Origin of the sequence: Flavobacterium sp. AJR, assembly GCF_002156885.1 — a bacterium.
Classification (GTDB): Bacteria; Bacteroidota; Bacteroidia; order Flavobacteriales; family Flavobacteriaceae; genus Flavobacterium.
In genome coordinates this window covers 1-23626 of record NZ_NCWQ01000060.1, presented here as the reverse complement: position 1 = coordinate 23626, position 23626 = coordinate 1, and the positions used below count along the sequence as shown (strand labels likewise).

Annotated in this window: 19 protein-coding genes and 1 pseudogene; 3 read left to right on the top strand and 17 right to left on the bottom strand. The window is 32.3% G+C overall.

What is annotated here, in order from left to right; all coding sequences use genetic code 11:
• Positions 1-130: 130 nt before the first annotated feature.
• Positions 131-2518 (bottom strand): penicillin acylase family protein, encoded by a 2388-nt coding sequence (locus B8T70_RS15715; RefSeq protein ID WP_086895442.1) that lies wholly within the window; start codon positions 2516-2518, stop codon positions 131-133.
• Positions 2519-2640: 122 nt separating this feature from the next.
• Here B8T70_RS15715 and B8T70_RS15710 point away from each other — a divergent pair, with 122 nt between their 5' ends.
• Positions 2641-4203, top strand: coding sequence for a hypothetical protein (locus B8T70_RS15710; RefSeq protein WP_086895441.1), 1563 nt, complete (start codon positions 2641-2643; stop codon positions 4201-4203).
• Between the two features lie 107 nt (positions 4204-4310).
• The gene (locus B8T70_RS15705; RefSeq protein ID WP_086895440.1) at positions 4311-6110 is read left to right on the top strand and encodes a hypothetical protein; all 1800 of its coding nucleotides are present in this window, start codon (positions 4311-4313) and stop codon (positions 6108-6110) included.
• 112 nt (positions 6111-6222) lie between these two features.
• On the opposite strand, the gene B8T70_RS15700 is transcribed toward B8T70_RS15705, so the two are convergent.
• On the bottom strand, positions 6223-6660 hold the full coding sequence (locus tag B8T70_RS15700; RefSeq protein ID WP_039112921.1) for a glycine zipper family protein: 438 nt from the start codon (positions 6658-6660) through the stop codon (positions 6223-6225).
• 169 nt (positions 6661-6829) lie between these two features.
• Positions 6830-8104 (bottom strand): kynureninase, encoded by a 1275-nt coding sequence (kynU, locus tag B8T70_RS15695; protein WP_086895439.1) that lies wholly within the window; start codon positions 8102-8104, stop codon positions 6830-6832.
• A 125-nt stretch (positions 8105-8229) separates the two neighbouring features.
• Here kynU and B8T70_RS15690 point away from each other — a divergent pair, with 125 nt between their 5' ends.
• Positions 8230-8964: an SIMPL domain-containing protein gene (locus B8T70_RS15690; protein ID WP_039117854.1), complete on the top strand. Its 735-nt coding sequence runs from the start codon at positions 8230-8232 to the stop codon at positions 8962-8964.
• 62 nt (positions 8965-9026) lie between these two features.
• Here the strand turns inward: B8T70_RS15690 and queA are convergent, their stop codons facing one another.
• The 14 genes and pseudogenes from queA to B8T70_RS15620 form a co-directional block, all read right to left on the bottom strand.
• Positions 9027-10076, bottom strand: coding sequence for a tRNA preQ1(34) S-adenosylmethionine ribosyltransferase-isomerase QueA (gene queA / locus B8T70_RS15685; protein ID WP_039112918.1), 1050 nt, complete (start codon positions 10074-10076; stop codon positions 9027-9029).
• A 129-nt stretch (positions 10077-10205) separates the two neighbouring features.
• Positions 10206-11435 (bottom strand): 3-phosphoshikimate 1-carboxyvinyltransferase, encoded by a 1230-nt coding sequence (gene aroA / locus B8T70_RS15680; protein WP_086895438.1) that lies wholly within the window; start codon positions 11433-11435, stop codon positions 10206-10208.
• 80 nt (positions 11436-11515) lie between these two features.
• Positions 11516-11842, bottom strand: a complete 327-nt coding sequence (locus B8T70_RS15675; protein ID WP_039112916.1) for a nucleotide pyrophosphohydrolase — start codon at positions 11840-11842, stop codon at positions 11516-11518.
• Position 11843: 1 nt separating this feature from the next.
• A complete protein-coding gene (locus tag B8T70_RS15670) occupies positions 11844-13859 on the bottom strand; it encodes a DUF3857 domain-containing protein (RefSeq protein WP_086895437.1) in 2016 nt (671 codons plus the stop codon).
• Between the two features lie 5 nt (positions 13860-13864).
• On the bottom strand, positions 13865-15772 hold the full coding sequence (locus tag B8T70_RS15665) for a DUF3857 domain-containing protein (protein ID WP_086895436.1): 1908 nt from the start codon (positions 15770-15772) through the stop codon (positions 13865-13867).
• A gap of 63 nt (positions 15773-15835) precedes the next feature.
• Positions 15836-16288, bottom strand: coding sequence for a D-aminoacyl-tRNA deacylase (gene dtd / locus B8T70_RS15660; protein WP_086895435.1), 453 nt, complete (start codon positions 16286-16288; stop codon positions 15836-15838).
• A gap of 163 nt (positions 16289-16451) precedes the next feature.
• Positions 16452-17429, bottom strand: coding sequence for a ribosome small subunit-dependent GTPase A (gene rsgA, locus B8T70_RS15655; protein WP_039112910.1), 978 nt, complete (start codon positions 17427-17429; stop codon positions 16452-16454).
• Between the two features lie 263 nt (positions 17430-17692).
• Positions 17693-18775, bottom strand: coding sequence for a bifunctional 3-deoxy-7-phosphoheptulonate synthase/chorismate mutase type II (locus tag B8T70_RS15650; protein ID WP_039112909.1), 1083 nt, complete (start codon positions 18773-18775; stop codon positions 17693-17695).
• A gap of 6 nt (positions 18776-18781) precedes the next feature.
• Positions 18782-19639, bottom strand: coding sequence for a prephenate dehydrogenase (locus tag B8T70_RS15645; protein WP_086895434.1), 858 nt, complete (start codon positions 19637-19639; stop codon positions 18782-18784).
• 195 nt (positions 19640-19834) lie between these two features.
• A complete protein-coding gene (locus B8T70_RS15640) occupies positions 19835-20980 on the bottom strand; it encodes a pyridoxal phosphate-dependent aminotransferase (RefSeq protein ID WP_086895433.1) in 1146 nt (381 codons plus the stop codon).
• A 118-nt stretch (positions 20981-21098) separates the two neighbouring features.
• Complete coding sequence (locus B8T70_RS15635; protein WP_086895432.1) at positions 21099-21926, bottom strand: prephenate dehydratase; 828 nt, start codon at positions 21924-21926, stop codon at positions 21099-21101.
• 316 nt (positions 21927-22242) lie between these two features.
• A complete protein-coding gene (locus tag B8T70_RS15630; RefSeq protein WP_242667496.1) occupies positions 22243-22641 on the bottom strand; it encodes a hypothetical protein in 399 nt (132 codons plus the stop codon).
• Positions 22642-23088, bottom strand: a complete 447-nt coding sequence (locus B8T70_RS15625; protein WP_086895431.1) for a Panacea domain-containing protein — start codon at positions 23086-23088, stop codon at positions 22642-22644.
• 344 nt (positions 23089-23432) lie between these two features.
• A pseudogene (locus tag B8T70_RS15620) lies at positions 23433-23626 on the bottom strand (IS110 family transposase); the annotation flags it as partial.

The window sequence follows — 23626 nt, the reverse complement described above, 5'->3', positions numbered from 1 at the left end:
CTCCCAAAAAGGTCGGGTCAGGCTTTTCGCTACAATCTTTTTTTCGTTCCTCAAAAAAGGATTTTTACTTCAATCCTTCACGCAATCAGTTAGATAATGAAATAAATCCAGATATAAAACCTTCCATTTTCTATCTTGGTTTAAAAACCAGTTTAGTCGAAGTTTTAACAATCTCCTCCTTATTTAATTTCATTTTTCGGAACTTTCCTGCATTATAAAGCTCGGCTTGATCCTTATAATGTTTACTAAATGGATTCCCAGATTGTCCTGTTGGCAAAATACTCCAACTATTTTCTATATCCGAGAAGTCAATAATCCTTCTTGTCGATGGTCCGCCTTTTACATTATAAACTCCTTTATCAGTAAAATCAAAAAACTGATTATTGATTACTTCAGTTGAGCCAGAAACCGCAAAAGGTCCAGCATTAAAGATTCCTCTTAAAGCAGCCACTTGTCCTAAAGGATGATGATACTCTACAGTATGTACTTTCTCCCATTTCCAGTCTTGAACCGTATTCCCTAATTGCTTCTCAAGTCCCGAAATTGCTTCATGAAATGATTTTGTTAAAATATCTTTCTTAGTTTCTTTTACATTTTTCGTCAATATATTGTCCCACCAAACCGAGTTTTCGTTTTGTATTTGTTTCGCTATAATTTGTTTTACAAGATGTGTTTCTAAGAAATTTTTAAAATTTTCCTCTCTCAATTCATCTTCAAAAGTGTTTTTTAAATACGCATACACCCATTTATTGTAAATCGTAGGCGCAACATCTTCCAGATTATTAGTTCCTTTCCAATCCTTAAGAATAGATAATGCCTGTTTTTCATTTGCCGTAAGCGATTCATTTTTTACATTCAAAAGTAAATTCTGAACCACCGTTGGAGCAACTGGAGATGTATTATCAAAAATCATTTTACTAATCGCTTCTTTATCCCAATCAGATTTTGCATCAAGCAATTGCGTAATTCTTTTAGCACGATCTTCTGGCAAATAATATCCAGGATATAAAAACCCATCGATGGCTTCTGGCTGATTATTGGCCGAATATACATAACCCCATTTTGGGTTTTCTGCCGATGGATTTTTGGAGAAATCCAAATATTCGGCAATATCATCTTTACCACTTGCACCATCCAGAATAAAATTAGGATTTACACCTTTATTATGCTTATATAAAGTTCCGGTTGCCCACCATCCTACATTCCCTTTTGCATCACCATACATTACATTTAAGCCCGGAGCAGCAACTAGTGAAACTGCTTTCTTAAAATCATTTTTATTCTTTGCATGCGAAAGTCCGTAAACAGCATCTAGAATTTTTATAGGCTGTTGCGTATAAACCCAAGACATTGCAATAGGTTTATTACTATTCTTTAAATCTTCGATCAAGCCATTCATAACAGGACCATGACGGCTTATTTTTACATCTACAATAACATCCGATGAATCTTTAACCTTTATAACCTTCTTTCTGGTTTCGTATTTTTCAAAACCATTTGGCGTTTTATATTCATTAGCATCTCCCGATTTATTTTCTTCTTGATAAAAATCGATATCATCATTTTCGAACATTGTTAATCCATAAGCGTAATCACGATTATGACCTAATAAAGGATATGGCGTTCCCGCAAGATAACAACCATATAATTCAAAATCCGGAGTTATCAAATGTGCCTCATACCAAGTTCCTGGTTGCGAAAATCCGATATGCGGATCATTAGCAAAAATAACCTTTCCGCTTTTCGTTTTCTGAGGAGAAACCACCCAACTATTACTTCCTATAAAAGGAGGAATTGGAGATTTTTCAAGAAGCGAAGCAACAGATTTTGAAATCACTGCAAATTCTTCTGGATTCTCTTTTGCATTTTTTATCTGAGTCGTATTAAATTCTCCATTTAAACCGAAATCTTTTAAATATTCATTTCCGTATTTATTACGAATATCAGTCATTAAAGGATCTGTCTTTTGTGCCATTGCAAAACTAAAAGACATATATCCAAAAATATTATAAACATCTTTTATCGTAAATTTTTCTTTTTTCACTCCAACCAACTGAAATTCTATTGGCGTAACACCTTCTTCCAAATATTGATTAATTCCGTCCAGATAAGCCATCGTTAATTGATAACTCGGGCTATTTTTATCCAATTGCGCAATTGCTTTCGCCGAAGCTTCTTCTATTCCTAATCCCGAAAAGAACTTATCGTTCTTTAGCATTACCGAACCAAAAATTTCCGACAATCTCCCTGATGCAATACGACGCATCAACTCCATTTGCCACAAACGATCCTGAGCATGTACATAACCCAAAACTGTCATGGCTTCTTTTTGTGAATTTGCATAAATATGTGGCACTCCAAAATCATCAAAATATACCGTTGTCTCTTTTTGAATGTTTTTCAGTTTTACTTCTCCTTCATATTTCGGTTTTAAATGAAAAATATAAGTACATAAACCGATTCCTAAAACAACAAGTATCAAGAACAAAACAAGCAGTATTTTTTTGATTTTTTTCATGTTTCTAAATTGTATAAATAAATATTTTAATGAAATGTATTGTTATCAAAATCACAATTGTATCCAAAAGTTATTCCTTTTAAGTCTTTAAATTTATATATTTAAAATAAAATATGCACTAAATGTCTTTAAATAAAAAAATAATCATAGGAATCATTTCGTTTTTAGCCCTCTTGTTTTTAATAAATACTGGGCTAAATTTTTGGGTAAAAAAACAACTCCCAAAAATCATTCAGGACAATAATAAAACGCCGTATCAAATTACATACGAAACAATAAAAATCGATCTTTGGGCAGCAGATATTTATGCATCCAATATTGTTATTAATCCTAAAAATGCACCAAAAAACGATACTACTAAAATTGGGATTTATTCTAAAATAAAAACAGTTGCCATAAATGATTTCAGCATCTGGAATCTTGTCTTTAATGATGTGTTACGTGCAAAAAGCATCACCATAGATCATGCGCGAGTAATCTTGTATAAAAAAGATGAAAATGCAATTGACAACAGCAATAGTATTCGTACACAAGTAATTGAACCTTTCCAGAAAATTATTGTTGTTTCTAATATTTATCTCAACGAAGCAAGTTTAGACATCATGTCTACCAAAACAAATAAGCCTATTTTATACACTCGAAATATCGCTATTGTATTAGAAGGAATTGTTATTAATGATGAAATTCTTAAACAGAAAATCCCTTTTTCATATCAAAAATACGCTCTAAATTGTGATAGTATATATTACAAGCCAAACCAGTTTTACACCATTAATGCTTCGCAAATAACAACTAATAATCATTCTTTAAAAGTAAAAAACTTCAGTTACATACCTTTATATTCTCGCCATCAATTTGTACAAAAATTAGCTAAAGAAAAAGATCTTTTTACCATAAAGGCAACTGATATAAATATCAATTCGATGAATTGGGGATTTAAAAATGATGTGTTTTTCTTTAATGCAAATTCTATTATTTTTGATGATTTAGATGCAAATATCTATCGAAATAAAATACCCGCAGATGATTTAAGTAAAAAACCATTGTATAATGCATTACTCCGAAAGATTCCGTTTCCACTAAAAATTGACACCCTTTCTATCCGAAATTCAAAATTAGTATATGAAGAAGAAATCAATTTCCAGAAAGGACCTGCAATATTAACTTTCAGTCGTTTTAACTTAAACGCTACAAATCTGCAAAGTGGTTTTGGATTAAAAAAAGCACCTGATTTAGATATTAAAATCAATTGCTTTTTTATGAAAAACTCTCCTTTAAAAGTGCATTGGACATTAAATGTACTAGACAAAAACGATGGTTTCCGTATAAAAGGGAGTATTGCCAAATTTGATGTTCAGGCCATGTATGCTTTCACAAAACCATATACTAATACTTCGTTTAAAGGAACTTTTGATGATTACCATTTTGATATTACTGGAAACGACAAAAAGGCTACAGGAAATGCAAGCTTAAAATACAAGGACTTAAAAGTTACTTTATACAAAAAGAAAGATCCTGAAAAAGAGGCAAAATTAAAAACTTCTTTAGCTAATTTAATCCTTAAAAAAGACTCTGATAATGAAGCTAAAAAAACTGAAATAGAATTAGAACGAATTCAGGAAAAGTCTTTTTATAATTTTTTATGGAGAAGTATAGCTGAATCTTTTAAGAAAATTTTAATTTAACCACACCAAAAAACAAACTTAATCCGCTATAAACATGATATATATCAGTTTTTTTATAGAATGATTTTACAACATTTGTCATTTATTAAATTTTATAATAATCTCAAATGACAAAAAACCCCATACACTCTTTTCATATCCCTGTAATGGGACTCGCTTATACTATTGACAGCCCGATTCGAGTAGCTAAATATGGTATTTCATCGGTAATCTCGATTGCAGATGATGAGTTAATTGAAAAGATGACCGCTTTTTATTCTGAAAAATTCAATTCTTCTTATCAGGAAATAAGCCAAAAAATTCACGATTACAGAGCCAAACGTATTACAACCTACTTAAACTTAGTAGATAAAATCGTAAAACAAAAATTTGAAAATTTTAAAACCGAATTATCTGAGAGCAAACAAGCACTGGAAAACTATATCTCGATGCTGCCTAATAGTTCTGAGATAAAAAAAGGTTTTTTAAACTTAATGGAAGATGGTATTTCGTTTAAAGAAAACATCCAAAATTATATCGAATCACATCTTTCTGCAGGAGCAATTGATGTAAATATTATGACAAAACTTGATAAAGATAACTTTATCAAAGACGAACAATTACCTATTGAATTTAATGATGCTCATGCAGCTCTTCGAGGTTTTGCAAACAGTAATCTAGAATCTTCTTTAGTTCTTTCTGCCGGAATGAATCCTAGACTATATAGTTACTTTGAGAATTTTCCAGACTTTTTTCCAAACAGTAATAATGAGCTTAAAAAGAAAATTATACTAAAAGTAAGTGATTTTAGATCTGCCATGATTCAAGGTAACTTTTTAGCAAAAAAGGGACTTTGGGTATCTGAGTATCGTATTGAATCAGGATTAAACTGTGGCGGACATGCATTTGCTACCGAAGGTTTATTATTAGGTCCTATCTTAGAAGAATTTAAGCAGAAAAAAGATCAATTGATTCAATCTGCTCATGATTTAATGGTAAAAGCGTTACAGCAAAAACAATTTCTAGTTCCCGAAAATCCTTTACCTCTTAAAATTACCATACAAGGTGGTGTAGGAACTGCCGAAGAACACGAGTTTTTATTAGATAACTACAGTGTAGATTCTGTAGGTTGGGGAACTCCTTTTTTACTAGTTCCAGAAGCGACATCTGTAGATCAGCCTACTCGTAACTTATTAATGAAAGCTCAAGAAGAGGATTTATATTTAAGTCATATTTCTCCTTTAGGCGTACCGTTTAATACCTTAAGAGGAACCTCTAACGAAATCCTGAAACAAAAACGTATTCACGATAATAAAGCAGGAAGTTCTTGCCCGAAGAAATTTTTGGCGTTAAGCAAAGAATATGATCCCAAAGGAACTTGTTCGGCTTCAAAAAAATACCAAGATTTAAAATTAGCCGAATTAGAAACTATAAAAGATACTATTTCGCCAGAATCTTTTGAAAGATCAAAAGCTGCTATTACCGAAAAATCATGTTTATGTGTAGGACTCGCAAATGCATCTTATATAGAGAACGATATTAAAATAAAAGGACAAGCACAAGGTGTTGTTATATGCCCTGGTCCAAATATGGCCTATTTTGATCAAGAAGTATCTCTGAACGATATGGTACAGCACATTTACGGAAACAAGTCGGTTATACGCGTTAAAAATCGTCCGAATTTATTCGTAAAAGAATTAAAGATGTATCTGGATTATTTTAAGAAAGATATTGAGAATATTTCGGCAGAAATAACAGCTGCACAAACTAAAAAATTACAAGCTTTTAGAGACAATCTTTTAAGCGGAATTGCATATTACGAAAATCTGCTTGCAGCTTCTTCTTATTTTAAGAATGATAAAGTAGAAATTCAAAATCAATTTAATGATTATAGAACTAAGCTTATTGCTATAGCTATTCCATCATAAGACAATAATACCACATTTCTTTATTATGCAAAAAACCACCTCTAAAATTAATTTGAGGTGGTTTTTCTAATTTGAATATAACTAACATTTATTCGAAGAATAGCGGTCTACTCTATTCTTTTTTCTTTTTTCCATCTATAATTGCTCCAGTTCCTGCACCAACACCAGCACCTGCTAATCCTCCTATTATTGCTCCTTCGCCTTTTTTCTTACTGATAATTGCTCCTGTAACTGCTCCAACTCCAGCCCCAATTACAGCTCCTTTTGCGGTCGAACTCCATCCTTTTTTCTTTGGTGCGGCAGCAGCTGGCGCTTGCTGATTTACAACAACCACTTTTTGAGGTGCTAATTCTGCCTGGGCTTGAACTTGCTCTTTTTCTTCTTGAACTTTTGCCATCTCTGTTTTCATTGAATCAATAACTTTTTGTTTATTAATTTCAACTTTCATAGAGTCAATACTCGCTTGCTTGGCTTTTTGAATATCTATTTTCCCTTGATTCTGACACGAGATAATCGCAAAAGAAAATAATACTAAATATAATGTTTTCATGATTGTAAATTTTAGGTATTTATAACATAACAAAGTAAAGCCTAAACTTTTGTCTGGAATTACATAATTTTAAGAGATCGTTACAAAATTAAACTACGCAAAAAAGTCAGCCAATTCATAACAATCTGAATTAGCTGACTTTAAAATATTTTATTTATTTACGTTTAGACTATTCTAAAATTCCTCTTTTTAAAATTTGTCCAAACTCAAACATATCTTCAAAAGAACAATACAAAGGAACTGGAGCTAAACGAATAACATTAGGTTCGCGCCAATCTGTAATAACTCCATTTTTCATTAAATAATCAAATAAGCTACGTCCTTCTCCATGCAAAAACACTGACAACTGTGATGCTCTTTCCTTAGGATCAGCTGGAGTAATAACTTCAAAATTACCTTTTACTTCTTTATCTATTTCATGTAAGATAAACTCCAGATAAGCTGTTATTTTATCTCTTTTTGCAATTAAAGCATCCATTCCTACTTCATCAAACATTTCTACCGATGCTAAGTATGGTGCTAAAGAAAGCACAGGTAAATTACTTATTTGCCAACCATCTGCTCCATGAACTGGGTCAAAATTGGGTTCCATCTTAAAACGGCGTTCCTTATTATGTCCCCACCAACCAGCAAAACGAGGTAAATCGAGATTGTTATGATGCTTTTCATGTACAAAACAACCAGATGCATTTCCTGGTCCTGAGTTCATGTATTTATAACTACACCAAGCAGCAAAATCGACATTCCAATCGTGCAATTCTAGTTTTATATTTCCTGCTGCATGCGCTAAATCCCAACCTACTTTGGCTCCTGCTTTTTGTCCAGCCGCAGTAATGGTTTTCATATCAAAAACTTGTCCTGTATAATAATTCACTCCACCAATTAAGACTAAAGCCAATTGATCTCCAACTTCTTCAATTTTGGCCAAAACATCTTCTAGTCGAATATTGTGTTCTCCTTCGCGACGCTTGATCTCTACAATAGCATCTTCTGTTTTATAACCATGAAAATGTACTTGACTCTGAAACATATACTGATCTGAAGGAAATGCTTTTTCCTCACAAATAATTTTATATCTGGTTGCAGTTGGCCTGTAAAAAGATACCATCAATAAATGAAGGTTAACCGTTAATGTATTCATCACAGTAACTTCGCTTGGCAAAGCACCTACAATTTTACTAAGTGGTTTGGCAAAACGTTCCTGATAATCCCACCAAGGTTTTTCGGCATAAAAATGCCCTTCAACAGCAAGATTTGCCCAATCTGCCATTACTTCATCAACATAGGATTTTGTACGCTTTGGCTGTAATCCCAAAGAGTTTCCTGTAAAATAAATAACCTTTTTATTATTTACTTCAGGAAAAATAAATTCGTCTTGGTATTTATGCAATATATCTTGTGAATCAAGTTTTTGTGCAAATTCACGTGTGTTTTCGAAAGTCATTGTTTGAATTTTGTTTGGTAAATGTAGAAAAAAAACAACGAAGACAAAAGGAGAAAAATATAAGCCTGTGTTAAAAATGAACACAATTAATTCGATATATTTGATTGAATTTAAAATTATATGCCATGTTCAAAAACAATTTAAATGTTATTATTATTTCTTTAGCAGTAATTATCTCTGCCTATTTGTTTTCTAATGCATTCCAAAATAGAAATAAAAGCAATGATACTATTAGTGTTACTGGTCTGGGGAAAAAAGATTTTGTCTCGGATTTAATTGTCTGGAGTGGTTCATTCTCTAAAAAGAGTCTTACGCTAAAAGAAGCTTATGCATCATTAGACAGCGATAGAGAGAAAATAAAAAACTACTTGGCTAGCAAAGGAATCAAAGCCTCAGAAATGGTTTTCTCTGCAGTAAACTTCAATAAAGATTTTGATACTTCATACAATGAAAATGGAACACCAAAACAACAAGTTTTTACGGGATTTACATTAACCCAAAGTGTAACTATTCAATCTAAAGAAGTAAATAAAATTGAGGAAATTTCCAGACAATCTAGTGAATTAATAAATTCTGGAGTCGAATTCTATTCTAATCCTCCTGAGTATTATTATACCAAACTAGCTGAACTTAAAATAAAAATGATTGCTGAGGCAACTAAAGATGCTAGTTCCAGAGCCAAAAGCATTGCTGAAAATGCTGATGCTTCTTTAGGAAAATTAAAAAAATCAGACATGGGAGTTTTCCAAATTACTGGGCAAAATTCATCTGAAGACTTTTCTTATGGAGGATCATTTAATACAACCTCTAAAAACAAAACTGCTAATATTACCGTAAAACTAGTCTATCAGGTTAACTAGATTTCAAAAAAAAATCTCGCTATTACTAGCGAGATTTTTGAATTAACCTTATTTTATATTTCTTAGATGATAAGCATTGCATCACCATAAGAGTAGAATTTGTATCCTTCTTTTATAGCTTCTTCATATGCTCTTTTCATTAAATCATGTCCACAGAATGCAGAAATCATCATTAACAATGTTGATTTTGGCGTATGGAAGTTTGTAATCATACAGTTTGCAATACTAAAATCATGAGGAGGGAAAATAAATTTATTCGTCCAACCTTCAAAAGGATTTAATGTATTTTGTGATGAAACTGAACTTTCAATAGCACGCATTGAAGTTGTTCCTACAGCACAGATACGTTTCTTGTTTTGTTTTGCATGATTTACAATTTCACAAGCTTCTTCAGTAATAATTAACTCTTCTGAATCCATTTTGTGTTTTGATAAATCTTCAACCTCAACTGGATTAAAAGTTCCTAAACCTACGTGAAGTGTAACTTCTGCAAAGTTTACTCCTTTAATTTCCAATTTTTTCAAAAGGTGTTTCGAGAAATGCAATCCAGCAGTTGGTGCTGCAACAGCTCCTTCTTCTTTAGCATAAATCGTTTGGTATCTTTCAGCATCTTCTGGAGTTACCTCTCTGCTGATATATTTAGGAATTGGAGTTTCTCCAAGTTCTGTTAGTTTATTTCTGAATTCTTCGTAAGAACCATCATAAAGAAAACGCAATGTTCTACCACGAGAAGTAGTATTGTCGATAACCTCAGCAACTAACGAATCGTCATCACCAAAATATAACTTATTTCCGATACGGATTTTACGAGCTGGATCTACCAAAACATCCCAAAGACGTTGCTCTGAATTTAGTTCTCTTAATAAGAAAACTTCAATTCTTGCTCCAGTTTTTTCTTTGTTTCCATACAAACGAGCAGGGAAAACTTTAGTGTTATTTAATATAAGAACATCACCATCATCAAAGTAATTGATTACATCTTTGAACATTTTGTGCTCTATAGTTTGTTTTTTACGATCAATTACCATCAAACGAGACTCATCTCTGTTTTCAGCAGGGAATTCAGCTAAAAGTTCTTTTGGTAAATTAAATTGAAAATGAGATAATTTCATGTAGTCTATTTATTTAGAGTGCAAATATACGATTGTGAGATAGGCGTTGTCAAGTGTTTTGGCTTTTATTTAGTTAGAAAATTGCAAACTTCAAAATTTATTCCTGATTTTAGCCGTAAACATTGATTATTATGCACCTATTTCTGTTGTCTCAAAACCTAAATTTGTTAAATCTTTCCAAAAATCCGGATAAGATTTAGAAACTACTCCTGCATCTTCGATTATTATTGGCACTTTTAATGCCAATGGAGCAAATGCCATTGCCATACGGTGATCATTATAAGTAGCAATTTTTACATTAGAATTTATTTCATTTGTAGCAACAAGCGTTAAACTATCATTAGTAACCGAAATATTAGCTCCTAATTTAGTTAACTCAATCCTTAAAGCTTCCAATCTATCTGTTTCTTTAATTTTTAGAGTGTGCAAACCTGTTAAATGACAACCTATTCCTAAACCAAGACAAGTAACTACAATAGTTTGTGCAATGTCGGGAGTGTTGTTCAGATCAAAATTTACCGTTTCAAATTTAAAATTTGGCTGCTTAACCAAAGTCATTTTATTTCCCTGAAATGTAGTCTCAACACCCATTTTCTCATAAAGTGATATTAAAGCTGAATCTCCTTGTAGGCTATTTTCTTTGTAACTACTAAGTGTTATCGAAGCTGTATCTGCAAGTGCTGCTAAACTAAAAAAATAAGAAGCCGAACTCCAATCAGACTCTACAACCATTTCTTTTGCAACCACCTCAGCTTTTGGATATACTTTGATTACGTTTCCTTCAAAGCTAGTTTGAATTTCTAAATCATTAAGCAAAGCCAATGTCATCTTAATATATGGAATAGAAGTAATTTCTCCTTCTAATGTTAACTCTAAACCATTTTCTAATTTAGAAGCTACAAGTAATAATGCCGAAATATACTGGCTACTTACATTGGCTGCCAAAGTAACTTTTGAAGCTGTAATTTTTTTCCCTTTAATGCGAATTGGCGGATATCCTTCTTCTTTTAAATATGAAATCTCTACCCCTAACTGAGCTAAAGCTTCTACCAAAATTTTAATCGGACGCTCTTGCATTCTGCTAGAACCCGTCATTACAACTTCTCTACCTTCCTTAACTGCAAAATAGGCTGTTAAAAAACGCATTGCTGTTCCTGCATGATGAATATCTACTATTTCTTCATTACCAACTAATGCTTTTTGCATTACTTCGCTATCATCAGAGTTTGATGTGTTTGCCAAAGTAATATTCGGAAACAATGCTTGCAATAATAATAATCGATTGGTTTCGCTTTTTGAGCCAGTTACTGCAATTTGTCCTTGTAAATTAGCTTGAGATGTTTTTAATAGTAAATTCATTATAGGGTAATTGTTTTGTGCGTTTTTGCAAATTTATTTTAAAAAAAGGATACTCCAAAGCTTTACCCTAACTTATCACATTATTTTAGTTTATCGTTGTTTTTATGACGGTCTTTATCTCGAACAGATTTCAAATCCATTTTTTTATCAAATGCAGACTGCAAATCAATTCCTGTTTGATTTGCCAAGCATAAAACCACAAAAACTACATCGGCTAATTCTTCGCCAAGGTCTTTATTCTTATCGCTTTCTTTCTCTGATTGCTCTCCATAACGACGCGCAATAATTCTGGCAACTTCCCCTACTTCTTCTGTAAGTTGTGCCATATTAGTCAATTCATTAAAATAACGAACTCCATGTTCTTTTATCCAGGTATCGACATCTAGTTGGGCATTTTTTAAATCCATTTTATATTCTTTTTAAAACTATTTTTTCATTCTCTTTAGCAATCATCCCTTTGTAATACTCTTTTAACACTGAGTAATCATCTGGTAGTATTACTGGCTCATTTATCTGGTGTGTTATTACAACTTGTAAAATGTTTCCATTTACAGAACTAATAAACTTAAATAAACCTAAATCATTTTCCATAGCAAATCCTCCCGAAGCTGGCAAAGTTTCAACTGCAAACCCATCTGGAATAGTGATATTAATACTATACTTATCAGAAGATGGAAAACCATAATCTACAGGATATTCACGATTCTCTTGTGTAAAAGGATTCTTCTTATCGGTAAGAAACAACATTGGATCTATATAAATTTTATCACCAATTATTTCGCAAAGGTTATTACCCGAAAACGAAAAGGTCTCGATTACAGGCAATAATAAATCTTTTTCATTTGTTCTGGAATACTCGCTTATCTCAATTTTATTATTATCATTTTCTAATTTTTCAAGATATGCATCTTCTTTCACATCACCAATATTATCCCTAAACATCATGGCATTGTAATTTGTATACTGCTTTCTAGTTTTTCCACTCACATTCCCACTAGCATCTACATTATAAATCATAGACACATTGTTGGCAGATACTATTTTAGGCATTAAATCAATCTCCTCAGAAGTCCCATCTTTACGTATTAATCTACCCATCCAGTTTAAAGCTCTAAATGGTAAAATATTTGGGGTTGAATACTTATCTGAAGCATCTAGTAAAATAATTCCATTAGGAGTTTCAACAGCCGCAATTACATAATTAAAAGCAGTTCTATTAGGAAATATTGAGATTCCGTTAGAACGTGTACTTACTAAAACAGGATTTGCTGTTAATCCTGAATGCCTCAACATCGCTGTTAACATAAGATTTATATCAGCCACATTCCCAGTTTTTTCTTTATAAGCTTTTTTTACCCCGTTATCACATCCATAATCAGTATAACCATTCCATTTAACTCTTGCTTTTACGAAATTTAATATTAGATTAATTCTATCATCTTGCACATCTACGCCTGCAAGTAATGTTTTTAAATCATCTTCAAAATATCCTGTTTTATTTAATTCCGGGCCAAAGCTCTCATAATTATATATTGTTTTTACGACTGAATTCCAATCAGTTGAAAACAACTTCATCGGCTGATTAGGGTATTTTGTCATAGACAATTCAAGCTCCAGACATGAGGTATAATTATTAATATTATTAACATACGCCTCTTCTTTCATCGCAGGCAAATTCTCTGCTGTATAAGTAGTTTTCTCTTCTTGATATTCTAGTTTATCCTGAGAAAAAGTAGTTCCTAAATTTCTTCCTCCTGATCTTTCTTTATTGTTAAATACAATATACTTAGTACTTGTTTCTTTATTAACTTTAGGGAAGATATACCCTTTTTGCTTATTATTGTAAACAAAATATTCTGGAATTCGGGTTATAAATTCAGAATAGTTAACTGGAATAGAAGATTGAAAGTACCAATCCCTCATGGAACCAATTGTCAAAGCTTTTATTCTATATTTAAATTCAATAACAGAACCTTCTTTTACATTAGGCATTGTTATCTTTTTCTTATTATAATATTTATTAAAATTCTCATCAAAAGTTCCATCACTTTTAAGTTTAGTTTTCTCTATTTTTCCATCAACAAGATTATAAGTAACTGCATCAGAAAACGAAACACTTTCCTTTGTATTAGAATCACCTATGTAATACCTTACGCCTTGATTCGCCCATTCGTAACCTTCTTTTTTATAAATTTTAATTCGGCTTTCAACCTCTGTTATAATTACAAAACCATCAACCGGATCATATTCAAAATAAGAGGTTCCTTTTCTGAATAAAATTGCAGCTGAAGCTGAAGTATCTTTGGCATGTACTTTTTCCTGTAATTCTGGAATGGATACTTTCCCTAATTTAAATTCTTGTGCTGCAATTTTTGAAAAGGAAAGCACAACAAATAAAACGATTGTTAGTTGGTTAAATTTCATTGGTTTTAGTTCTTGGTTAGTATAATTTTGGCATTATCATTTCTATTAATTTGCTCCATAAAAAGACGATACTCATCATATTCTTTAGCCGAATATTTTCCTTTATTTAGAAGCATGGAACGTTTGTAGAGCAACTTATTATTCTCCTTTTTAATTATCTCAGTTTTATATTCTCCAAATTTACCTTTCAGTTCAAAACTTGCTGGTAAAAATTCGATTGTAAAACTTGCTGGTAAATTAATTTCTATTTCATCAGTATCAAAATAACCTCTTTGTATTTCTAATGGACTTTTTCGATTTCTAATTCTCTTTATACTTCCTGTGTATTGATTAAAAGCATCTACCACAAACATCATTTTACTTCCTGAAATAACACCATAATTAGAAGCGTTTATTTGGACATCTTCAGTGAATTTTACATTCTCTTTGTCGTTAGAAAAAACGCTCTTATTTATTTTCAGATTATTAATATTATCCCAGTAATCTTTATAATGCGCCTCTTTATCTGTAGGTGGCATCTTCTCAACCCCCATTTTTTTACTGTACTGAGAACCTCCTGAAACTATTGCTATTGCTCCAGATAAATTGCCTTCATCGGATAAAGCGTAATTCCCTTTACTTATCTGCGTATTATTTTTATCATCATAAATAGTTGTTCTAACAATTACTCCTCCTTCTGGTTTAATTATTAATACATCTCTATCATCTGTAAAAGTACCTTGATACCCAAAAGGGTCGTCTTGACTTGTGCATTCAAGCCAAATATATTTATCTCCGTTCGGAATAGATAATATCATGTGATTTCCCTGCATAGAAACAAAGTCTGAGTCTATATTCATTTTATAAATATTCCCATATAAAATTGTATTATAAGAAGGAACGCCAACAGCTTCCAGAAGTGCTTTTGTATAATTAGTTAATGCCTTACAATCTCCATATCCTAATCTATCTACATCATTTGCAAACATCGGTTTCCATCCACCAATACCAATCGCAATATTTACATATCTTGATTTTTTCTGTACATAGTCATATACTATTTTAGCTTTTTTAACAGGATCTTTTTCCGTTCCAACAAGGGCTTTAATTTTTGCTTTTGTTTCATCAGACAAATCTATTGTACCTAATAAAATTTTATCGGCATACCATTTCCCAAAAGCTTCCCATGTTGTTGCACTTCCATCTACACCTTCGAGATGAAAACTCTCTAATCCCATCATAACACAAGGAAAAATATCGCTAAATGCAGGACTATAATCTTCTCTTTTTTGAGCCAGAATATTAGTTGCCACATAAGAAAGTTGCGTATCGGTATCTTTTGTCTTTTTTACATCAAATCCAGAGAAATGGAGTTCTTTTTTCTTAAATCCTAAATTGTTTGGATACGTTACATTTAAGATACTTTTTTCTACACTCGTGTAATAATTATCAAGAGGTAACCATTTCGGAATAAAAGCAGTTGTAGAAGTTTCAACTTCGCTTTCGTATACTAAAGTAAACGGATATTGAACAGGAGTATAATCTAAATAAATATAGCGACTTTCAGAGAACAATGTCCCGCCACTTATAACACTCTGATCTCGAAAATCTTTACGTTTTATTTTTTTTATTTCTTTGCCTAAGGCATCAAAAACAGTAGCTTCGATATTTTTAACCGTTACCGATTTATCGTAATATTCAGTAGCATCAATTGCACTTAACCCTTTTTCATTAAATACTGTTATAACTCTTTTATGCTTCGTTTTCATACTTCTTTGTGAAGCAATTACAATATCTATTTGATTTAAACGAATAACAGCTTCTGCATTTTCTTTAAGACTATCAGAAATACTTGCAGCAATATATTCTCCTTTTTGGGCAGTTGAAGAAAAAGTAAACAAAATAAAAAACAGAGAACAGAAAATCGATTTCATTTTATAAGTAATTTCGCCAAATATATATCATTTTTAGAAATCTTTAACAAATGTTCGTTCTTTTTACTCTCTATTTTTACTATCAATTATTATTGTTACAGGACCATCATTTAATAGACTGATTTTCATATCAGCACCAAAAATTCCTGTCTGTATTTTATTTCCAAATTCCTTTTCCAGCGTTGCTACAAAACTTTCATAAAGCGGAATTGCAACATCTGGCTTTGAAGCTTTTATGTAAGACGGACGATTACCTTTTTTCGTTCCAGCATGAAGTGTAAACTGGCTTACGGCTATAATTTCGCCTTTAATATCCTGAACAGAACAGTTCATTACATCATTTTCATCACCAAAAATTCTAATTTTGGTTATTTTTCCAGCCAACCAGTCAATATCTTCCTGTGTATCGGCATCTTCAATACCAACAAAAACAAGTAGCCCTTTTTGGATATCAGCTACTTTATCACCATCAACCACTACCGAGGCTGAAGAAACTCTTTGAAGAACTACTCTCAAGGCAATTGTGAATTATAAATGGTTAATTGTGAATTCATTTTGTAGAAATTTTTATTTTGGTCTTAAAGTTTTTAAAGTCTAAAGTCAAACAAATCTACTTTAAGACATTTAACTTTAGACTGTTTTTATTCTCTATTATAATTAACCATTCCACAATTAACAATTATTTCCTAGTCTCATCGCTTGCTGCACGATCTTCATTATGAATATCTGTACGGTAATGTTCGTCTTCTCCTTCTAGGATTTTAAGATAACTATTATAACGTGACCAAGCAATCTCATCTCTTTCCAGAGCAGCTTTAATAGCACAATGAGGTTCGTCTTTATGTAAACAGTTGTTAAATTTACACTGGTCTTTTAATTTAAAAAACTCAGGGAAATAACCACTAACTTCCTCTTTCTCCATATCGACAATACCAAAACCTTTAATTCCTGGCGTATCAATAATACGAGCACCAAAAGACAAATCAAACATTTCTGCAAATGTTGTTGTATGTTGTCCTTGTTTACTGGCTGTCGAAATCATTTTGGTTTTAAGATGTAAACTAGGTTCCATTGCATTTACAAGAGTCGATTTACCAACTCCAGAGTGTCCCGAGAACATCGTTACTTTACCAATCATCATATCTTTTAACTCCTCAACACCTTTTCCTTCTGTCGATGAAACACGCAAACATTTATATCCTATTTGCTCATATACATACTGCATATACAATTGCTCGTCGAGCGTAGCTTCATCAAAAGTATCGATTTTATTAAAAATCAATATTGTTTCAATTCCATATGCTTCGGCTGTAACCAAGAAACGGTCAATAAAATTAAATGTCGTTGGAGGATTATTGATCGTTACCAATAAAAAAACACAATCAATATTAGACGCAATAATATGCATCTGGTGGGATAAATTCACCGATTTACGAACGATATAATTTTTTCTTTCGTGAATATTATGAATCGTTCCTGTTACAGTATCCGAACTTTCTTCGAGTTCATAATCCACAACATCTCCTACAGCAATAGGATTAGTACTTTTAATACCCTTAATCCTAAACTTTCCTTTCATTCTACACTCTATAAAATCTCCTTTTTCAGATTTTACGGTGTACCAACTTCCTGTAGATTTGTAAACGGTTCCTGTCATTTTTTAATTTTAAATATCTGATTTTAGCTTTTAGTTTCAAAACCAAAATCTTTGCAAAGATAAATGATTGTTTTTCGTTTAAAGTTTAAAGTTCAAAATTTTTGACATTCTCTATAAATTAAAAAATCCCCATCTCTTAATTAAAAGCGATGGAGATTCTATTCTCAAGAAATATTATCCATTTAAGTAACAATAAGTACATTTAACGGTAATGCTTACAAACCCTAATACAAACTTATACCTCTTATATGATCTAAAACGAATTATGCGTTAAGAATTCTTTCTTGGTGACTAATACTTTCTTGGTGAATTGCTTTGAACATTTTAAGTACAAATTCTTCCGACAATCCTTTTTTCTCTCCTTCCAGGATCATTTTACCAAGAATTTCGTTCCAACGATTGTTTTGAAGAATAGCAACGTTTGCGTCTTTTTTCACCTGACCAATTTCGTCAGCAACCTTCATACGTTTTCCTAATAAGTCTAACAAGTTAGCATCAAGAACATCGATATTAGCTCTTAATTTAGACATTTTTTGGCTGTATTCATCAGTCTTGTCATCAGTCTTTCTTACTCTCAAATCTTTAAAAATTTGTTTCAAAGCATCTGGTGTAACTTGTTGTGCAGCATCACTCCATGCATTATCAGGATCAGTATGAGTTTCGATAATCATACCATCATAATTTAAATCCAAAGCTTCTTGCGTTACTTCAAGAATCATTTTACGATCTCCAGTAATATGAGATGGATCAATGATTAAAGGTAAATCAGGAAATTTATTTTGTAATTCGATAGCAATCTGCCATTCTGGAATGTTTCTGTATTTAGTTTTTTCGTAAGTCGAAAATCCTCTGTGTATTACACCTAGTTTTTCGATTCCTGCCATATGTAAACGTTCAACACCACCTAACCACAAAGATAAATCTGGGTTAACAGGGTTTTTAATCAAAACGATTTTATCAGTTCCTTTAAGAGTATCTGCAATTTCCTGAACTGCAAACGGGTTTGCTGTAGTACGAGCACCAACCCATAAAACATCAATATCATGTTCCAAAGCCAATTTACAATGAGCAGCAGTCGCAACTTCAGTTCCCATTAATAAACCAGTTTCTTTTTTAGCTTTTTGTAACCATTTCAAACCAATTTCTCCAACACCTTCAAATCCTCCCGGACGCGTTCTTGGTTTCCAGATTCCAGCTCTGAATATACTTACGTCAGAGTCTTTTAATTCATGAGCAATTTTCAATACTTGTTCTTCAGTTTCAGCACTACAAGGTCCTGCAATTACAAGCGGATGAGTTAAATTGAAATCATTTAACCAATTTCTCATTTCTTTCTTGTTTTCCATTTTTTTTTATTTTTTTATTGTTATTCCGTTTAAGATTTCTTTTATTTTATTCACGCTTTCCATTTCCTCATAAATGGCATTATAATCATCCGCAGCCAGCAAATCTTTAAACTGGGTAAGATTTGATATATATTCTTCCAGGGTTTCGATTACCTGTTTTTTATTCTGTTTAAAAATCGGCGTCCACATTGCTGGAGAACTTTTTGCTAAACGTACAGTACTTTCAAATCCACTTCCCGCCATATCAAAAATATCCTGTTCGTCTTTCTCCTTATTTATTACCGTTTTACCAAGCATAAATGAGCTTATATGAGATAGATGCGATACATAAGCAATATGTTTATCATGCGATTTTGGTTCCATATATCGTATACGCATTCCGATTGCTGTAAAAAGTTGCAAAGCTTTTTCCTGTAATTTAAAGGTGGTTTTTTCCACCTCACAAATTATATTCGTTTTCCCTTTAAAAAGACCTTTTATCGCCGCCGAAGGTCCAGAGAATTCCGTTCCCGCAATCGGATGAGTTGCTATAAAGTTTCTTCTTCTCGGATGATTTGCAACCGCTTCACAAATTGGTTTTTTAGTAGAACCTACTTCAAAAACAATTGTATTTTCACCAATCACATCCAGAACTTTAGGCAAAACAGTAAGCGCAACATCTACAGGAACCGAAACAATTACAAAATCGGCAGTTACCAAATCATCAAAAGTCGACGCTTTATCGATAACACCCAACGCAATTGCTTCTTGTAAGTGCTCTTCATTATTATCGATTCCGTAAATAGTAGCCTCCGGATATAATTCTTTGATATCTAAAACCATTGAACCTCCTATTAACCCTATTCCTATTACGTGTATGTTCATTTTTATTTTTTATTTAAAGCTAATCCTGCTGTCCGCTGTATCTTTTTCTTTCTAAAGAAGCAAGAAAAAGGATGCCGCTTCCATCAGGGCTAAACTTTTCGTTTTTTCAAGACGTTTGTCATTGCGAGGTACGAAGCAATCACACTAGCAATTGAATTCAGCATCAGAGATTGCTTCGTACCTCGCAATGACAATTTAAAATCTCTCTATTGCCTCTTGTATTTTCTCTTCTTTTACACAAAGTGCAAACCTTATGTATCCTTCTCCATTACTACCAAAAATAGTTCCCGGCGTAATAAAAATATGTTTCTCATATAATATCTGGTCGATAAAATCTTCTGCCGATGCTATACCTTCTGGTAACTTTGCCCAAACAAATAATCCAACTCCCTCAGCATATACTTTACAACCTAGCTTTTCAGCCAGTTTATTGGTTAATTCACGACGGCGTCTGTAAATTACATTTTGCTCTTCAAACCATGATTTATCACAATTTAATGCTGCAACTGCTCCTTTTTGGATTCCGTAGAACATCCCGCTGTCCATATTACTTTTCACTTTCAAGACAGCATCAATAGTTGCAGCGTTTCCTAAAACCATTCCAACTCTCCATCCTGCCATGTTAAAGGTTTTACTCAATGAATTAAGTTCTAACGCTACATCTTTTGCTCCTTCAACCTGTAATAAACTCATTGGTTTATCATTCAAGACAAAACTATACGGATTATCATTAATCAATAAAATGTTATGTCTTTTAGCAAAAGCAACCAATTTTTCAAATAACTCCAAACTTCCTCTAGCTCCAGTTGGCATGTGCGGATAACCCAACCACATAATCTTTACTTTCGAAAGATCTAATTTCTCTAAAGCTTCAAAATCGGGTTCCCAGTTATTATCCTCTTTCAAATCATAATAAACAGGAACTGCACCAACCAAATTTGTAACCGAAGTATATGTTGGATATCCTGGATTCGGAATTAAAACATGATCTCCCTCATTTAGGAAAGCCAATGAAATATGCATAATTCCTTCTTTCGAACCCATTAATGGTAAAATCTCATTAACAGGATTTAAAGCAACACCATAATTATCCTGATAAAAATCAGCCATTCCTTTTCTCAATTCTGGCAACCCCTGATAACTTTGATATTGATGTGCATTTTCATCTTGCATTGCCGAAACTACTGCTTCGACAACCGCTTTTGAAGGGTTTAAATCCGGACTTCCAATTCCCATATTAATGATTGGCTTTCCTTCAGATTGTAATTGTCTTACTTCTCTAAGCTTCGAAGAAAAGTAGTATTCCTCTACGACATCTAATCTTTTTGCTGTTGTTATCATGGTTCTTTTGTTTTTGCTTTAGGCTTTAAACCGTAAGCTTTATGCTTTCCTAATTTTATTTTTTTGCCATCCTGAGCGTCCCGAAGGATTGGAATTTGGAATTTGAAAATTCCGTGTTTTATGGTTTCGTATTCTTATATTCTCCTAAAACTTTAAAATACTCAGCCATTATTTCTGTTAACCTTTTTGCTTTAGCATAATCTTCGTAATCTTCAAAAGTTACATCTACAAAAAATGAATATTTCCAAGGTGTCTCAATTTTTGGTAACGATTGAATCTTTGTTAGATTCAGTTTGCAATCGCTCATTACGTTTAAAACTGCCGCCAGACTTCCTCTTTTGTGATTCAGTTCAAATTTAATCGACGCTCTATTGATCTCAGTTGTAGGCAAAAACGAATTCTCTTTCTTGATAATCACAAAACGGGTCATGTTGTTTTTGATAGTTTGAATTTCTGGTGCCAGAATTTCTAAATCATACATTACCGAAGCAGTTTTACTTGCAATTGCTGCAATCCCTTTTAATTGTTTTTCTTGGATTCTTCTTGCCGTTTCGGCAGTATCTTTATCCTCTACCAATTTAATATTTGGATATTTTTTTAAGAAATCCATACATTGCAATAACGCCATTGGGTGCGAATGAACCTCTGTAATATCTTCCATTTTTTGGCCTTTTAATGCCATTAAATTCTGAGATATATTTAAATAATGCTCGCCAATTATGTGCAAATTGTTCTTATCTATCAAGGCATAATTCGGAATAATTGGTCCCGCAATCGAGTTTTCAATCGCCATTACAGCCTGATCTGATTTTCCCGAAAGTACGCTGTCAATTAATTCTTCAAATGATAAACATTCGTCAATATCCACGTTTTCAGAGAAATACTCATTCACTACCTGATGATGAAATGAACCTTTAATACCTTGTATTGCAATTTTTGTTGTCATATACTCAAAAAAAAATCCTGATTTGCATCAGGATTGTATATTAGTTTTATTTGTCTTTTAAATTTTCTCAAATAACCATAGCACAATCCTCACTTCTACTAAAGAAGAAATAAAAAGAGTTGCTAAAATAAAAACGGTTGCTTGACATTTTGTTTGTGTTTTTCAATAAATTCTCTGCGAATGTATAAATTATTTTTACCGCACCAAAAAAAATAATGCATTTTATGAAACAAAAAAGGATTTCTTAACAAATAAGCTCAATTTTGTAAGATATTTAAATAAATCAGCCTTAAAATGCGATTTAACCAATTGCTAATTAGTGATTATAGATGTCTCCAAACTTCTCTTCCAAGAATATTATATGAAAAACGTTTTGTTTTCTTAAACCCAGAAAAGGTCGATTATCCCCATTTGCTCTAAAAACAATTAAATCTGTTACATCTGGTGAAACAAATTTAGGTAAATCTGGTTTTATTTGTGCTACAGGTATTTTTTCAGTTCCAAAGCCATGTTTTTGAGCCACATTTATCTGACTCCAAGATAAATTAGATAGTTTCTTTAACCTCTCCACAAAGTCCGCATAGAACTTATAATCTTTATTAGGCTCTGTCTGCAAATACTTGAAGCAAAAAATCGGATAGTTTAATTCGGTATTATTTTGAGTAGGAACTGTAATTTTACTTTCCTTAATATCTCTCTTTTTAATTTTACCCATCTACTCGATGATTTGAGTTTTAAAATACGCTCTCAACAAGTCATAAGAGATTTCTCCTTGAGGATTTTCATGAAAAATTTTCTTCCATGGTAACTCTGCATGTGTCATTTCCATCAACTTTATAGCAGAAAATTGTCCAAATTCCGTCATTACTTCCTTAAACAATTCATTTTCTTCCTCAGTCAATTCAATAATTTGCACATCTTCGTTTAGCGTTATGGCACCCGAACCAAAATCTTTAAAATGGTCAAACATATCCCTCACAACTGGACCATATTGCCAAGCTTCAAATTCTTCTTCAAATAATTTCTTATCATATACAGCAATAAAAAAACCTTGCATATAATACAGTATTTTTTGCAGTTTTAAGTTAGAAATAATCTCTCCTTGACTAGCGTCTGTGTGTGCAATAATTTTATGTGCAATTTCTAAAACCGGATAACTCATTACTATTGTTTTTTACAAATTTAATCAATTCTTTTCATCCATTTATGGAGCATTATTATTTCATAAATTTTCGCCACGAGACGGTATTCTATAAAGAAAGCCTATTTCTCATTTTACTTCCGTATTGCCTCCTGTTTTAGCTCAATGTCATTAAGTTAAGCTTTTTAGAAAGCAGCATTAACCTCCTAAAGATGTAAAAACGCAAAGCTTAATCACAATCTTGTCATTTCGACGCAGGAGAAATCTTCGTGAGTAACTCTACAAAGCTAGGACGTTCGTTGCGGAGTTTCTTGTGGAGATTTCTCCTGCGTCGAAATGAACTGTGTTTAAAAGCAAATTTATTTTTAATTATTTTGTAAATAATATTCATTTTTTGATGCTAAAGCAAATGCTTGTTTAAGTAGTTTGTTTGCTACAGCGATTAAAGCTATTTTTTTAGCTTTTCCTTTTTCGACTAATCTATCGTATAATTCTTTACAAGCAGCATTACATTTTTTAGCAGACCAAGAGCAAACATATAGCATTGCCCTAATGCGAC

What these genes read in the sequence shown, in the direction of transcription:
- B8T70_RS15625 (WP_086895431.1), bottom strand. Translation starts at nt 23,088, where the DNA reads ATGAGTTATCCGGTTTTAGAAATTGCACATAAAATTATTGCACACACA.
- aroA (WP_086895438.1), bottom strand. Translation starts at nt 11,435, where the DNA reads ATGAATTTACTATTAAAAACATCTCAAGCTAATTTACAAGGACAAATT.
- B8T70_RS15705 (WP_086895440.1), top strand. Translation starts at nt 4,311, where the DNA reads ATGACAAAAAACCCCATACACTCTTTTCATATCCCTGTAATGGGACTC.
- kynU (WP_086895439.1), bottom strand. Translation starts at nt 8,104, where the DNA reads ATGACTTTCGAAAACACACGTGAATTTGCACAAAAACTTGATTCACAA.
- B8T70_RS15630 (WP_242667496.1), bottom strand. Translation starts at nt 22,641, where the DNA reads ATGGGTAAAATTAAAAAGAGAGATATTAAGGAAAGTAAAATTACAGTT.
- B8T70_RS15715 (WP_086895442.1), bottom strand. Translation starts at nt 2,518, where the DNA reads ATGAAAAAAATCAAAAAAATACTGCTTGTTTTGTTCTTGATACTTGTT.
- B8T70_RS15710 (WP_086895441.1), top strand. Translation starts at nt 2,641, where the DNA reads ATGTCTTTAAATAAAAAAATAATCATAGGAATCATTTCGTTTTTAGCC.
- B8T70_RS15635 (WP_086895432.1), bottom strand. Translation starts at nt 21,926, where the DNA reads ATGACAACAAAAATTGCAATACAAGGTATTAAAGGTTCATTTCATCAT.
- rsgA (WP_039112910.1), bottom strand. Translation starts at nt 17,429, where the DNA reads ATGACAGGAACCGTTTACAAATCTACAGGAAGTTGGTACACCGTAAAA.
- B8T70_RS15665 (WP_086895436.1), bottom strand. Translation starts at nt 15,772, where the DNA reads ATGAAATCGATTTTCTGTTCTCTGTTTTTTATTTTGTTTACTTTTTCT.
- B8T70_RS15670 (WP_086895437.1), bottom strand. Translation starts at nt 13,859, where the DNA reads ATGAAATTTAACCAACTAACAATCGTTTTATTTGTTGTGCTTTCCTTT.
- B8T70_RS15690 (WP_039117854.1), top strand. Translation starts at nt 8,230, where the DNA reads ATGTTCAAAAACAATTTAAATGTTATTATTATTTCTTTAGCAGTAATT.
- B8T70_RS15645 (WP_086895434.1), bottom strand. Translation starts at nt 19,639, where the DNA reads ATGAACATACACGTAATAGGAATAGGGTTAATAGGAGGTTCAATGGTT.
- B8T70_RS15675 (WP_039112916.1), bottom strand. Translation starts at nt 11,842, where the DNA reads ATGGATTTAAAAAATGCCCAACTAGATGTCGATACCTGGATAAAAGAA.
- B8T70_RS15640 (WP_086895433.1), bottom strand. Translation starts at nt 20,980, where the DNA reads ATGATAACAACAGCAAAAAGATTAGATGTCGTAGAGGAATACTACTTT.
- B8T70_RS15700 (WP_039112921.1), bottom strand. Translation starts at nt 6,660, where the DNA reads ATGAAAACATTATATTTAGTATTATTTTCTTTTGCGATTATCTCGTGT.
- B8T70_RS15650 (WP_039112909.1), bottom strand. Translation starts at nt 18,775, where the DNA reads ATGGAAAACAAGAAAGAAATGAGAAATTGGTTAAATGATTTCAATTTA.
- queA (WP_039112918.1), bottom strand. Translation starts at nt 10,076, where the DNA reads ATGAAATTATCTCATTTTCAATTTAATTTACCAAAAGAACTTTTAGCT.